This window comes from Citrobacter sp. JGM124 (assembly GCF_018257795.1).
Lineage (GTDB): Bacteria > Pseudomonadota > Gammaproteobacteria > Enterobacterales > Enterobacteriaceae > JGM124.
On the sequence record NZ_JAERJD010000001.1, the window covers coordinates 392119 to 406520 of the forward strand.

Consider the following 14402-nt stretch of genomic DNA (forward strand, 5'->3'; position numbering starts at 1 on the left):
GTCTGTTTTTACTGGCTGGAGAGGTGGCGATTATGCATCTCCAGCCAGGCAGGAAAATGTTTCAGTGGCATCGGCCTGGCGAAGAAAAACCCCTGCAGTAATTTCACGTCTTGCTGGCGTAAAAAGGCAGCCTGCGCAGCCGTTTCAACCCCTTCAGCAATCAATTCAATATCTAACCGATGGCCGAGCGCAATAATGATATCCGTGACTTTAGAATTCACGGCATCAGTCCCAATAGCCCCGATATAACTCTTGTCTATTTTCAGGATATCTGGTCTCAGTGTTTCCAGATATGCCAGTGAGCTTTGTCCTGAACCGAAATCATCAATGGCCAGTTTAATATTTAAATGATGCAGTTCCCGAACCACATGGTGGTCTACGATGGGCAATGCCTCTCGTTCGGTGAGTTCGAGAACCAATTGCTGCTGAGGGTGAGCCGGAAACCAGTAACGGCGTAAATCTTTAATGATGATGTTATCTTTAAAATGGCAAGCTGCCACATTGATACTAATATGAAATTCGTCCATTTTCGGGAACTGGTCAAGGGCTCCCACCGTTTCGCGCAGAACATAGCAGGTAAGTGGAATAATCAGGTTTTGTTGTTCAGCCAGAGGGATAAAAACATCCGGAGAGATGCTCCCGTGGCGAGGATTATCCCAGCGTAGCAGCAGTTCAATACCGATACATTGCTGGTTATCTGAATGAATGAGTGGCTGGAAATAAACTTCAAACTCCCTGGAGGCCAGCCCCATTTTTATTTCATGGGAAAAGCTCATCCGTTTTGCGGTCATAAACCAGGCGAAGACCCCTGCCAGTAGACTGATCACAGCGGCCAGCGGCAGATGTGAGGGTAGATTGTCGATTGCCAGAGAGCTGGGAGAAGGGCCGACTGTGGTGATTGAAAAGGGGTAATTTTGAGAAGGAGTATCATGGCGTATCTCATTCCCCAGCATGTCCACATCATTAACCAGACCCTGCGTATACTCAAAGTGCGAGCCGGAGATATTTAAAATGGTTCTGGTTATCCACGAGCCTTCAGCGTGTTGCATAAACGCCGTCAGCATACCCAGATTAATCACCTGAACAATACCATCATTAGGGCTGGCAGAAATCGGATGCCATGAGAGAAGAATAGAAGAGCCTTTATTAATTAAATGATCCACCCCTAACAGGAGTCGCGGCTCAGGGGAAGGCATCTGAGGCTGAAGGTCGCGCACAATAAATTGTGAGGTACCAAAAACACTGGAGCAGTATAAAACCCCATTTTTGACCAGTGAAATAGACCGTATTGTGGGTACCTTCGCAGTAAACTCACGCAGTGTCTGCTGGGCGTTTTCACAAGAAAGGCTGATTAACGGTAGCGTATCCTTGTATAACTGTTCAAAAGGCGCAAGCAGGCTCTCAACGGTCAGTACTGCACGCTGATTAAATTGATCAACGCGTTGCTCATTTAAACGAAGTTCGGAAAAATATTTGGCAGCAAGAGTCAGCAGGCCCACCAGCGCTGCCAGCAAAATGCAGACAATAACGCGCCGGCGTTGGTAGCCAGAGAGAATCCTTTGTGTTGTGTGCATTCCAAACCGCCTTGGTTGGCCTTTCCAAACTCACATGAGTTCTGATCACAGTGTAGTATGTGAAGTCGTCAGCATATGAATATATTACGATAATGTAAAAAAGTGACAGCAGTATGGAGCCTGGAAGGGATATCTGACAATAAGACAAATGAAAAACAAGGCGGTTTGCAAAGCCTGACACCTGGCAGTGTCAGGCAAACAGTAAAGCGGTTATTTAGTGATCAGTCGCATTGCACTTTTATGGCTAATCCGCCCTGGGACGTTTCGCGGTATTTTGCGTTCATGTCTTTACCTGTTTCATACATCGTTTCGATCACTTTATCGAGGGAAACACGTGGTGAACTGGTCCGCCGCATTGCCATACGGGAGGCATTAATTGCCTTAACGGAAGCAATCGCATTGCGTTCAATACACGGAACCTGAACCTGCCCAGCCACAGGGTCACAAGTCAGGCCAAGGTTATGTTCCATACCAATTTCTGCGGCAATACAGACCTGCTCAGGACTGGCCCCAAGGATCTCCGCCAGCCCTGCTGCGGCCATAGAACAAGCAACCCCCACTTCGCCCTGACAACCGACCTCAGCACCTGAAATGGACGCATTCATTTTGTATAAGGCGCCGATCGCACCAGATGCAAGGAAATAGCGAATATAAATTTCAGGGGTAACAGGCTCAATAAAGTGATCGTAGTAGGCCAGCACAGCCGGAACAATGCCACAGGCACCATTGGTTGGCGCTGTAACAACGCGCCCACCCGCGGCATTTTCTTCATTGACGGCAAGTGCGAACATATTCACCCAGTCGACAACATTCATCGGGTCATTAGAGAGCTTGTCTGTGGAAACCAGAATCCGGCGCAATGCCGAAGCCCGGCGAGGAACACGCAAAGGCCCGGGCAGCACACCCTCAGTATTCATCCCTTTATCAATACAGGCACGCATGGTCTGCCAGACATTGGCAAAATACTGTTCTATTTCCGTCTGGCTGCGTAGCGCCAGCTCATTTTGCATCACCAGGCCTGATATGGAATGCCCGGTATCCTGGCAATACTGCAACAGCTCCTGGGCTGACTTAAAGGCATAAGGCACAGCCACTTCACTGGCATCGGCCTTGCCAAAATGCTCCTCATCAACGATAAAACCACCGCCAATGGAGTAATAAGTTTTGCTGTAAATAACTTTTTCATTTTGGTATGCATGGATTTGCATGCCATTTTCGTGCAAAGGTAAATTTCGGCTATGGAAACGAATGCCGTCATCCACGGGGAAGTCAACCTCATGAGTTCCCTTCGCTAAGGGCAAGCGCCCACGGGACTCAACATCACGAATAAAACCCGGGATCGTATCGATATCAACATTGTCGGGACGGTTGCCCGCCAGACCCATGATAATCGCGATATCGGTATGGTGTCCTTTACCGGTTAACGCCAGGGAACCATAAATGTCTACGGCAATTCGCGTGGTACTGGCCAGCAATCCACGTTCGACCAGATCATCGACGAATTGTTTACCGGCTTTCATCGGGCCAACGGTATGAGAACTGGAAGGTCCGATACCGACTTTGAACATGTCGAATATACTAATCACAGTGAAACTCCTCTTGCTGCATCTTTTACCAAAGATGATGCTGTAAAATGGCTATGCGCTAGTTTAAAAAGTTATTGGTAACCCAGGTAAACTATTCACATGAATTAAACTAATGAATTAGCATAAATCACCTAATACCAGTGAAAAATACTGGCATTATAGTGTCAATATGGTTTGGTCCGTATGTTATCGTTCAAGCCGCCGCTGCGCTGGCTTTTGTAACCTGGTAGGGTAAGTATAAACTATTTAGCTAATAAACTATTTATCATGCACGTTATTTAGTGTGTATCTGTATTACCGTTTATCTGTAATGCCAGGGCCCGAATAATACTGGCCGTCATGCCCCAAACAAAGTATTCCTGGTACCAGGAGAGCCAGACACGATGGGGAATGTTATGGCGTTGAATATCAAGGGGATGGTAGCGTGCAGGGGTTAAGGCATCAGCCAGTGGCATCTCAAAAATAGTATCCACTTCATCCTGGCTTGCCTGTAAGGGTAAATCAGGGGCGATAATTCCCACCACAGGGGTAACACGAAACCCCGTCACACTGTCGATACTGGGCAAGCAGCCAATCACCTCCACGGCCTGGGGCGGGATGGCGATTTCTTCAAAACTCTCACGCAGTGCGGTTGCAATGAGCGAATTGTCACTTTGATCCGCAGAACCGCCCGGGAAAGCAACTTCCCCAGGATGTTTGCGTAACGTCAAAGCACGCCGGGTCAGCAGTAGCCCGGGCTGGAGTCGTCTGACGATGGGGACTAAAACGGCGGCTTCGCGCTGATGTTCCCCTACGGGGCGGAAATCGGGTTGTAGCAGCTGAAAGCGGGCAAGGAAATTATTCAGTGCCATCAATTAGTTCTCCAGCAGTGGCAGGATACGATTGACTTTATCAAAGGTTTCCTGATATTCGGCACTCTCATGGCTGTCCGCAACAATTCCCCCGCCAGCGGAACAATAGAGCTGGCCATCCTCAGCAATCAGGGTACGAATAGTAATGCTACTGTCCATACTGCCGCAGAAACTAATATAGACGACCGAACCACACCAGGCATTCCGTTGTTGAGGCTCGAGTTCTTCAATAATTTCCATGGCGCGCACTTTTGGTGCCCCTGTAATTGAGCCGCCAGGAAAGGTTGCGCGGAGTAAATCACAGGCATTAAGGTTGTCAGGCAACAGGGCGGTAATCGTGCTGACCAAATGGTGGACAGCAGGAAACGGTTCGACGACAAAGAGCTCCGGGACTTTAACACTGCCGGGTACGGCGACACGACCAATATCATTACGCAGCAGATCAACGATCATTAAATTTTCGGCCCGGTCTTTAGGGGATGATGCCAGCCTGTTCGCCTGTTCTTTATCCGCCAGTGGATCTGCCAGCCGTGGTAAGGTCCCCTTTATGGGGCGGGTCTGGATCTGTTTGTTTTGCAGATGGACAAAACGTTCAGGTGACAGACTTAAAATAGCACTGTCAGGCAGGCGCAGGAATGCACTGAAGGGTGCCTGGTTTACTTGATTTAGCTTTTCAAAAGCAGACCACTCATCCCCCTGATAGCGGGCACTAAATCGCTGGGCGAGGTTCACTTGGTAGCAGTCGCCGCTGCGCAGGTATTCCTGTATCTTGCCAAATTTAACCCCATATTGCTCACGGCTCATATTTGACTGCCAGGGTGAGGTCAGGCTAAACGGAAGGCGCGCCCTGGAAGAAGGGAGGGTATTCAAAAAAGCCAGTCGTTGCTCAATATCCCCAAAACTGACCAGTGTCAGGCGCTTGAGGTGGTTATCAGCAATCAATGCCCAGTCATAAATACCTATCGCCATATCAGGGGTATTGAGGCTTTTTTCCGCCTGTTCCGGTATGTTTTCAAAATGACGGCCTAAATCATAGCCTAACAGTCCCAGGGCTCCCCCGCAAAAGGGGTACTGTTCTTGGGGCTCTGCACAGAAACCGTAGCTGTCGAGGGTATTTTGCAAAAGCACCAATGGGCAATCATCTGACTCGGTGAGGTGCCCGTCACGGTTAATTTGTGTCAATTTGCCACGGGTGACCAGTGTTGCCCGGGGGTCTGCCACCATGATATCAAAGCGACTATAAGGATGCCGGGAAGAACCGGAATGTAGCATCATTGCCCAGGGATGGTGTGATACCCCTTGAAAGTAGTGCTGTACGGCATCAGTTTGCCAGGGGAGAATATGAAAAGCAGGGGACATGGTAACGTTTATCCAGATGGCATCAATGGGTATGGGTTACAATAAGAGTCAAAAATTTGTCAAAGGAGTTTAACATGATTTCAGGATTACCCGCGCTGAGCCATGAACAGCAGCAGAAGGCTGTCGAGCGTATTCAGGAACTTATCAGCGGAGGAATGAGCAGCGGCGAAGCAATCACTCTGGTTGCCAGCGAAATCCGGGCCACTCATACCGGCGACCATATCGTTGCCCGCTTTGACGATGATGACGAACAAGTGTAATTACCACTTATCCTGATAATTTACAGGGCAGCAATAATTTTTATTTCCACTTTGTACTGTGGGTTCATCAGTGCGGCCTGTACGGTGCAGCGTACAGGGGCATGACCCGCGACGACCCACTCATCCCATGCCCGGTTCATCAGGGTAAAATCCTTCCCATCAGGCAGAAAAATAGTGGCATCCAGAATACGCGTTTTATCGCTGTTCAGGGATGCGAGCAACGTATCAATTTGCGCCAGGGTATTGGCTGTCTGCTCATAAGCATCCGCGTCGAGGTTTTCCGGTACACCGGTGTAATAGACGGTCTGATTATGAATAACCGCGTCAGACCAGCGATCTTCTGGTTTTATTCTGGTAATGGTCATGATTGTTCCTTGGTAGTAAACGCGTTGGGGGACACAGACTGCCATAATCACCTCGCAGGTTCTACTGGGTAACTGGATTAAACTTGCCCGGGCTGACATAATCACTGGCAATAAAACCAGGGGGTAATGTGACAGACGATTTTGCGCAAGATGGCCAGCTGGCGAATGTTATCCCAGGATTTAAGCCTCGAGAAGCCCAACGGCAGATGGCTTTGGCGGTAACCCAGGCCATTGATGAAGGGCGTTCCTTAGTAGTAGAAGCAGGTACTGGAACCGGTAAAACCTATGCTTATCTTGCGCCCGCATTGCGTTCGGGCAAAAAAGTCATCATCTCAACCGGCTCTAAGGCTTTACAAGACCAGCTCTATTCCCGAGATTTACCGACGATAGCGAAAGCTCTCTCTTTTGCGGGCCGTATTGCTCTACTGAAGGGGCGAGCCAACTATCTCTGTCTTGAGCGCCTTGAGCAACAGATGCTAGGGGCGGGCGGGCTCACAGAACAACAGCTCAGTGACCTGGCGCATTTACGGCACTGGGCCAGTGCGACCCAGGAAGGGGATATCAGTAGCTGTACCGCTGTAGCAGAGGACTCGACGGTTTGGCCATTAGTTACCAGCACCAATGACAACTGTCTTGGTCAGGACTGCCCCCTGTATCAGGAATGTTTCGTCGTCAAAGCACGTAAAAAGGCAATGGATGCCGATTTGGTGGTGGTTAATCACCACTTATTTATGGCAGACATGGTGGTTAAAGAGAGCGGTTTCGCGGAGCTTATCCCTGATGTTGATATCACCATCTTCGATGAAGCCCATCAAATTCCTGATATTGCCAGCCAGTATTTCGGGAAATCACTCTCAAGTCGTCAGCTCCTTGATCTGGCAAAAGATATATCGATTGCTTATCGCACTGAAGTGCGTGATGTACAGCAACTGCAGAAGAGTGCGGATAGCCTGGCCATGCGGACACAAGATTTTCGTTTACAGCTCGGTGAGCCGGGATACCGGGGAAATCTGCGCACCGTGTTGCTTGAACCGGGGATTCAGCGCGCCTTGTTATTACTTGATGATGCCCTGGAGCTGTGTCACGACGTTGCGAAGCTGTCATTGGGACGGTCTGCTCTACTGGATGCTGCATTTGAACGTGCGGTCATCTATCGTGAGCGGATAAAACGCCTGAAAGATGTCGGCCAGCCAGGTTACAGCTATTGGTACGAGTGTAATGCACGCCATTTCACTCTGGCATTAACCCCGCTTTCGGTGGCGGATAAATTCAAAGAGGTGATGAGCGAAAAGTCCGCCAGCTGGGTCTTTACCTCCGCCACCCTCTCGGTAAACGATAAGCTGAGTCACTTCACTGAACGTTTGGGTATAGAACAGGCACGAACCTTGCTATTGGCCAGCCCGTTTGACTATGAAAAGCAGGCCCTGTTATGTGTGCCTCGTGGTTTACCCGAGCCCAATCGTCCCCATGGTGCTAAACAATTGGCTAATTTACTTCGCCCATTAATCGAAGCTAATAATGGGCGTTGTTTTATGCTTTGTACGTCTCATGCCATGATGCGCGACTTAGCTGAACAGTTTCGTGCCACTATGACACTGCCTGTATTGCTCCAGGGTGAGACCAGCAAAGGGCAGTTACTGGAACAATTTGTCCGGGCTGGTAATGCATTACTGGTGGCAACCAGTAGCTTCTGGGAAGGCGTGGATGTGCGTGGTGATGCGCTATCGCTGGTGATCATCGACAAACTCCCTTTTACCTCACCAGATGACCCGTTACTGAAAGCCAGGATGGAGGATTGCCAGTTACGGGGAGGCGATCCGTTTACAGATATTCAGTTACCTGATGCTGTTATTCAGCTCAAACAGGGGGTGGGGCGCTTGATTCGTGACGTAGACGACAGTGGGGTGATTGTTATCTGTGACAATCGGCTGGTGATGCGTCCTTATGGCGGCGTTTTCCTCAATAGTTTGCCACCCACACCCCGTACCCGGGATATTAATCGGGCAGTCGACTTCCTTAATGCCCTCCCGGAGCGGTAATTGTCTTCGGTTCGTGGTACGATACGCGCCGTTTTTTGACCTTATCTCTGCCAGAGGCGAGTCAGTCCATGCGAATTTTAGCCATCGATACCGCAACAGAAGCCTGTTCTGTTGCACTGCAAGACCCGACAGCGTTATATGCTGAGTTTGAACTTTGTCCGCGTGAACACACGCAACGAATTTTACCGATGGTGCAAGATATTCTTGCCCGCGCTGCAGTTCCCCTGGCAGACATCGACGTACTGGCTTATGGACGCGGCCCCGGAAGTTTCACTGGCGTTCGTATCGGCATTGGTATTGCCCAGGGGCTTGCGTTAGGGGCGGATCTTCCCATGGTTGGTGTATCAACCCTTGCGACCATGGCCCAGGGTGCCTGGCGTCGTACCGGGGCGACCCGGGTTCTGGCGGCCATTGATGCCCGTATGGGGGAAGTCTATTGGGCGGAGTATGTGCGTGATGCATCGGGTTTCTGGCAGGGTGAAGCCAGTGAAGCCGTATTAAAACCTGAAGCCGTCGCCGAACGTCTGGCTGATTTACACGGGGAATGGGCCACGGTGGGAACCGGCTGGCAGGCCTGGCCTGATATGGCAAAAGACAGTGGGGTAGTGCTGCGTGACGGTGAAACCACACTACCCGAGGCTGAAGACATGCTACCGCTGGCACAACAGGCATTTGCTGCAGGGCATAGCGTCCCGGTGGAACAGGCAGAACCGGTCTATTTGCGTAATGAAGTGACCTGGAAAAAATTGCCCGGCCGTGAGTAACCGCAAAATTACCTGTGTTTCCCTTGTCCCCGCAAGGGGCATTGAACCTTTTATCTGCAACACAACGTATTGAATAAAATATTTTAATTCACAGAAATTGAACGTGGACTATTGTCATCATTCCTGATGAAAAAATGAGTGACAGGTTTCGCAACCGTTGAACCGGTAAAAAATACACTGGCACGCCGGGTTAATATCATGTCAATAAAATGAAACGGCGGGAGCGATGACAATACACAGTACTATCAGAGGTGTACCCTTGAATAAGGTCTGGCTTAACCGCTATCCTGCCGATGTACCGGCAGAGATTAATCCCGATAAATATCAGTCTCTGATTGATATGTTTGAACAAGCCGTCGCACGTTATGCTGACAACCCGGCTTTTGTTAATATGGGCCACACCATCACCTTTCGCACACTGGAAGCACGTAGCCGGGCATTTGCAGCTTATTTGCAACAAGGGCTTGGCCTGAAGAAGGGGGATCGCGTCGCTTTAATGATGCCTAACCTGCTGCAATATCCTGTGGCACTGTTTGGCATATTACGTGCGGGGATGGTAGTGGTAAACGTGAACCCACTCTACACCCCACGTGAACTGGAACACCAGCTGGTGGACAGTGGGGCCAGCGCAATTGTTATCGTCTCAAATTTTGCTCATACCCTGGAAAAGGTGGTCGGCAAAACGCCCGTCAAACATGTGATTTTAACCCGCCTGGGAGATCAGCTTTCCACCGCGAAAGGAACACTGGTCAATCTGGTGGTGAAGTATATTAAGCGCATGGTACCCAAGTATCATCTCCCCGATGCCATTTCATTCCGTCAGGCCATTCAGTGCGGCGAGCGTTTACAGTATGTTAAGCCTGAGATGGTTAATGCGGATCTTGCCTTTTTGCAGTACACCGGTGGTACCACCGGCGTTGCTAAAGGAGCAATGCTGACGCATCGTAATATGCTGGCTAACCTCGAGCAGGTGAATGCCGCATATGGCCCATTGCTTGAAGAAGGGAAAGAGCTGGTGGTGACACCGTTACCGCTCTATCACATTTTTGCCCTGACGATGAACTGCCTGTTCTTTATTGAACTGGGGGGATGCAGTTTACTGATAACTAACCCGCGCGATATTCCTGGTTTTGTCAAAGAATTGGGGCGCCATAAATTTACCGCTATGACGGGGGTAAATACCTTGTTTAATGCGTTATTAAATAATAAGGCATTTCAGCAGCTGGATTTTTCAACACTGCATTTATCCGCCGGTGGAGGCATGCAAGTCCAGCGTGTGGTTGCCGAACGCTGGGAGCAGCTCACAGGGCGTTTTTTGCTGGAAGGTTATGGTCTGACGGAGTGCGCCCCACTGGTTAGCGCTAATCCCCATAATATGACTTATCACAGTGGCTCAATTGGTTTGCCTGTGCCTTCTACTGAAGTGAAACTGATTGATGATAATGGTCAGGAGGTTCCCCCAGGTGAACCCGGTGAGCTTTGTGTGAAAGGCCCGCAAGTGATGGCTGGCTACTGGCAACAGCCTGACGCGACAGCAGAAGTGCTCAAAGACGGGTGGCTACGAACCGGCGATATTGTGGACATTGATAATGACGGCTTTATGCGTATTGTCGATCGTAAAAAAGATATGATCCTGGTCTCGGGCTTTAACGTCTATCCTAATGAAATTGAAGAAGTCGTCATGCAGCACCAGGGGGTGCTGGAAGTGGCTGCCGTGGGGGTTCCTGCGGGTGTTACTGGTGAAACTGTCAAAATTTTTGTGGTTAAAAAATCACCTGAACTGAGCGAGCAGGAATTGATTCTCTATTGTCGTAAGCACTTAACAGCCTATAAAGTGCCAAAACTGGTTGAGTTTCGTTCTGAATTGCCTAAATCCAGTGTCGGGAAAATACTACGACGAGAGCTACGAGACGAGACAGGTGGGACGGGGAGCGCGACCCTCTGAGGGTACAACCAGCCTTCGGCGTGCTAATAATTGAAGCATCAATCTAAGAGAATAGAATTTGAATTACCAGATGATTACTACCAATGCAGGACTGGTGGCTGTGTGTGAAATGGCCGGACATCATTCTGCATTAGCGCTGGATACTGAGTTTGTTCGTACCCGTACCTATTATCCACAACTGGGGCTAATACAGCTGTATGACGGTGAAACGGTCTCTTTAATTGATCCACTGGCCATCACAGACTGGTCACCTTTCAAAGCTCTGCTGCAGAATACTCGCATCAAAAAGTTCCTTCATGCGGGGAGTGAAGATCTTGAGGTTTTTCTCAATACCTTCCAGATGATGCCCAACCCATTCATTGATACCCAGATCCTGGCATCTTTCACTGGCAAGGCGCTCTCTTGTGGTTTTGCCACGCTGGTGGAGTCTTTTACGGGGATAGCGCTGGATAAAAGTGAATCACGAACAGACTGGCTGGCACGTCCCTTATCTGAACGCCAGTGTGAGTATGCCGCGGCCGATGTTTTCTATTTGCTTCCCATTGCCCAGCAGCTGATGGCTGAAGTCGAGGCTGCTGGCTGGCTGGATGCGGCCCTGGATGAGTGTCATCTGATGCAAGCCCGCCGCCAGGACATACTGGCACCGGAAGAGGCCTGGCGTGAAATTGGGCAGGCCTGGCAGTTACGCCCACGTCAGCTGGGCTGCCTGAAAAAATTAGCCGCCTGGCGGTTGCGTAGTGCCCGTGAACGAGATATGGCCGTTAATTTTGTTGTGCGGGAAGAGCATCTGTGGCAAGTGGCTCGGTACATGCCTGGTTCTTTAGGTGAGCTGGATGCTTTGGGCCTCAGTGGGAGTGAGATTCGCTTTCATGGTAAGACCCTGATTGCTTTGGTGGCAGAGGCCGAAGCATTATCTGAGAGTGAGCTACCCGCCCCCTTAGTGAATTTGGTCGATATGCCTGGCTATCGGGGGTTATTTAAAGGAATTAAAGCAGCGGTGCAGGGTATAAGTGAGAGCAGCGGACTCAGTGTTGAGCTCCTGGCATCACGTCGCCAGATAAACCAGTTACTGAATTGGCACTGGAAATTAAAAACATCATCCCAGCCGGAGCTTATCAATGGCTGGCGGGGTAAACTGATGGCAGAAACATTGAATCAGCTGCTGGCAGACCACTAAGCAGTGGCGGGCAGATAATATCTGCCTGCCACTGACCTGAGCCCTGGTGTGACGCTACTCGCGAACACCAGGCACTGATGCATTCAGGCTGATTTAACGGCCTCGTCGGTTTCAGGCAAGGTGACGTTAAGTTCCAGTACCGAAATATCATCCCCTTTTTGCTCCAGCGCCACTGTGACCATTTCAGGATCTATCTGTACATATTTACAGATAACCTCGAGAATATCACGTTTCAGCTGGGGTAAATAATGGGGCTCACTATCACCACGACGGCGTTCTGCGACAATAATTTGCAAACGTTCTTTGGCAATATTGGCAGTACTCTTTTTTCGCGACAGGAAAAAGTCTAACAGTGCCATAACTTATCCTCCGAAAAGACGTTTGAGGAATCCTTTCTTCTCTTCTTCAATGAAGCGGAAAGGGCGAGTTTCTCCAAGCAAGCGTTCAACCATGTCTGTGTAGGCTTTTCCGGCATCAGACTCGACATCAAGAATAACCGGCTCACCCTGGTTAGACGCCCGTAAAACAGACTGATCTTCGGGGATCACGCCAACCAGAGGGATACGTAAGATTTCCAGCACATCTTCCATACTGAGCATATCCCCTTTATTGACACGCCCAGGGTTATAACGTGTGAGCAACAGGTGTTCCTTGATAGGGCTTTCGCCTTTTTCAGAGCGCTGAGATTTAGAAGAGAGAATACCCAGGATGCGGTCAGAGTCACGAACGGAAGATACTTCAGGGTTCGTGGTAATAATCGCTTCGTCAGCGAAATAGAGTGCCATAAGGGCACCTGTTTCAATACCTGCCGGTGAGTCACAGATGATGAATTCAAAATCCATCTCTTTAAGATCGTCAAGTACCTTCCCAACCCCTTCCCGGGTCAGGGCGTCTTTATCACGGGTCTGTGATGCCGGTAAAATGTATAGATTTTCAGTACGCTTGTCACGGATAAGTGCTTGATTTAAAGTAGCATCACCTTGGATAACATTGACAAAGTCATATACTACACGGCGTTCGCAACCCATAATTAAATCCAGGTTACGTAAACCAATATCAAAGTCGATAACGACGGTTTTACTTCCCTTTTGGGCCAATCCTGTAGCGATGGCTGCGCTGGACGTGGTCTTCCCTACGCCTCCTTTACCCGATGTAACTACTATAATGCGTGCCATGAGGAGTTCCTTGCTATAAAGGGCTTAAAATAAAGGTTGAAAAAAAAGCGCACCATTAATCAAATTAAGACGGACCGCTTTTCCATAATAGTCTGCCGGGATTTCATCACTCAGCCGATACTCCCCCGCGACAGAAACCAGTTCTGCATACAGATGAGTGCAAAATATATGAGTATCAGTATTACCCTGTGCACCAGCAAGGGCACGACCCCGCATCATACCGTATATATGAATATTACCATCTGCAATTAATTCTGCACCTGCGCTAACATGGCTTGCCACAATCAGATCACTATTTTGCGCGTAAATACGTTGCCCGGAACGAACCGGCGTATCAATAAAGCGCGCTTTAGCATAGGGGGGCACAGCCGGGGCAGGTTCAGGTATTGGGTCAGGTGTAATAACGTGAGATTCACGCGCGACTTTCTCTTTACCCTCATTAAGCAGGGGTAATCCCGCACGCTGAATCTCTTCTTTTAAGGATGCATCTTTACAGCCGCTGATCCCAACCACATGCAGTCCGGTCGCGAGCACCGCCTGTTGAATTTGTTGCCAATTAACAGCACCTTCCAGGCTCGCGACATTTAATACCACAGGGGCATGCTTTAAGAATGCAGGAGCCTGAGCTATTTTTTCTTCCAGGGCCTGTTGAATCACCGCTGGCCGGGAGTCGTGTATATGGACGACTGAAAGTGTGAAACTGCTCCCTTTTAACTCTATTGGCGTATTTGACATCCTGACCTTACTCAATTCAGTTTCAATCCCCACCATGGTGGGACGATATTCCGAACTACGTAAGGCATGTTATAGTCCCGGGTATATTCAGGCAAGCCAAAGACTGGCTAAAATAGAGTAAAAAACATGTATTGTGTGATCTATCGAAGTTCTAAACGTGACCAGACCTACCTCTACGTAGAGAAAAAGGACGATTTCTCTCGTGTTCCCGAAGAGTTAATGAAAGGTTTTGGCACACCTGTGCTGGCAATGATGCTACCGCTCGATGGCAGCAAAACACTGGCGCATGCTGACCTGAATAAAGTTAAGCAAGCACTGGAACAAGAGGGATATTATTTACAGATCCCTCCGCCTCCTGAGAGTCTGCTCACCATGCATCTGGAAAATACCAGCAAAAAATAGAAGAGTCAGGCCACCGATGCCCATTACGTTTTAGCGATACGGGCATCAGGCGGATTATTTTTGTTCTGTTTTTTCTGAGTTATTGTGTGTGAAGTTAAACAGTGTTCCCATTATCTGTCAGGCGAAAGGGGAACCGGGGCGGTGACTCGACCGGGTGACGGTGCGAATCG

14 protein-coding genes are annotated in these 14402 nt (G+C 49.4%); 6 read left to right on the forward strand and 8 right to left on the reverse strand.

Annotated elements, in window-relative coordinates:
- Positions 1-8: 8 nt before the first annotated feature.
- The 4 genes from JK154_RS01865 to pabB all read right to left on the reverse strand — a co-directional run bounded on the left by JK154_RS01865 (position 9) and on the right by pabB (position 5370).
- Complete coding sequence (locus tag JK154_RS01865; RefSeq protein ID WP_211990774.1) at positions 9-1574, reverse strand: EAL domain-containing protein; 1566 nt, start codon at positions 1572-1574, stop codon at positions 9-11.
- 221 nt (positions 1575-1795) lie between these two features.
- A complete protein-coding gene (gene sdaA, locus JK154_RS01870; protein ID WP_211990775.1) occupies positions 1796-3160 on the reverse strand; it encodes an L-serine ammonia-lyase in 1365 nt (454 codons plus the stop codon).
- A 278-nt stretch (positions 3161-3438) separates the two neighbouring features.
- Positions 3439-4011 carry a CoA pyrophosphatase gene (locus tag JK154_RS01875; RefSeq protein ID WP_211990776.1) on the reverse strand — a complete coding sequence of 191 codons (573 nt, stop codon included), beginning with the start codon at positions 4009-4011 and terminating at the stop codon, positions 3439-3441.
- 3 nt (positions 4012-4014) lie between these two features.
- Positions 4015-5370, reverse strand: coding sequence for an aminodeoxychorismate synthase component 1 (gene pabB, locus JK154_RS01880; protein ID WP_211990777.1), 1356 nt, complete (start codon positions 5368-5370; stop codon positions 4015-4017).
- Between the two features lie 74 nt (positions 5371-5444).
- Here pabB and JK154_RS01885 point away from each other — a divergent pair, with 74 nt between their 5' ends.
- A complete protein-coding gene (locus JK154_RS01885; RefSeq protein ID WP_211990778.1) occupies positions 5445-5630 on the forward strand; it encodes a YoaH family protein in 186 nt (61 codons plus the stop codon).
- 20 nt (positions 5631-5650) lie between these two features.
- On the opposite strand, the gene JK154_RS01890 is transcribed toward JK154_RS01885, so the two are convergent.
- The gene (locus tag JK154_RS01890) at positions 5651-5995 is read right to left on the reverse strand and encodes a RidA family protein (protein WP_211990779.1); all 345 of its coding nucleotides are present in this window, start codon (positions 5993-5995) and stop codon (positions 5651-5653) included.
- A gap of 128 nt (positions 5996-6123) precedes the next feature.
- On the opposite strand from JK154_RS01890, the gene JK154_RS01895 reads away from it, so the two are divergent.
- The 4 genes from JK154_RS01895 (at position 6124) to rnd (ending at position 11920) form a co-directional block, all read left to right on the forward strand.
- Entirely contained in the window at positions 6124-8034 is a 1911-nt protein-coding gene (locus JK154_RS01895; RefSeq protein ID WP_211990780.1) for an ATP-dependent DNA helicase, read from the forward strand.
- 68 nt (positions 8035-8102) lie between these two features.
- A complete protein-coding gene (tsaB, locus tag JK154_RS01900) occupies positions 8103-8798 on the forward strand; it encodes a tRNA (adenosine(37)-N6)-threonylcarbamoyltransferase complex dimerization subunit type 1 TsaB (RefSeq protein WP_211990781.1) in 696 nt (231 codons plus the stop codon).
- A 259-nt stretch (positions 8799-9057) separates the two neighbouring features.
- A complete protein-coding gene (fadD, locus tag JK154_RS01905; RefSeq protein WP_211990782.1) occupies positions 9058-10743 on the forward strand; it encodes a long-chain-fatty-acid--CoA ligase FadD in 1686 nt (561 codons plus the stop codon).
- Between the two features lie 58 nt (positions 10744-10801).
- Complete coding sequence (gene rnd / locus JK154_RS01910; RefSeq protein WP_211990783.1) at positions 10802-11920, forward strand: ribonuclease D; 1119 nt, start codon at positions 10802-10804, stop codon at positions 11918-11920.
- Between the two features lie 83 nt (positions 11921-12003).
- Here rnd and minE read toward each other — a convergent pair whose 3' ends face one another.
- The 3 genes from minE to minC are packed head-to-tail and all read right to left on the reverse strand — an operon-like array spanning position 12004 to position 13830.
- Complete coding sequence (minE, locus tag JK154_RS01915) at positions 12004-12279, reverse strand: cell division topological specificity factor MinE (protein ID WP_211990784.1); 276 nt, start codon at positions 12277-12279, stop codon at positions 12004-12006.
- A gap of 3 nt (positions 12280-12282) precedes the next feature.
- Entirely contained in the window at positions 12283-13095 is an 813-nt protein-coding gene (gene minD / locus JK154_RS01920; protein ID WP_211990785.1) for a septum site-determining protein MinD, read from the reverse strand.
- Between the two features lie 24 nt (positions 13096-13119).
- Positions 13120-13830, reverse strand: a complete 711-nt coding sequence (gene minC, locus JK154_RS01925; protein WP_211990786.1) for a septum site-determining protein MinC — start codon at positions 13828-13830, stop codon at positions 13120-13122.
- 126 nt (positions 13831-13956) lie between these two features.
- Here minC and JK154_RS01930 point away from each other — a divergent pair, with 126 nt between their 5' ends.
- On the forward strand, positions 13957-14232 hold the full coding sequence (locus tag JK154_RS01930) for a YcgL domain-containing protein (RefSeq protein ID WP_211990787.1): 276 nt from the start codon (positions 13957-13959) through the stop codon (positions 14230-14232).
- Positions 14233-14402: the final 170 nt, after the last annotated feature.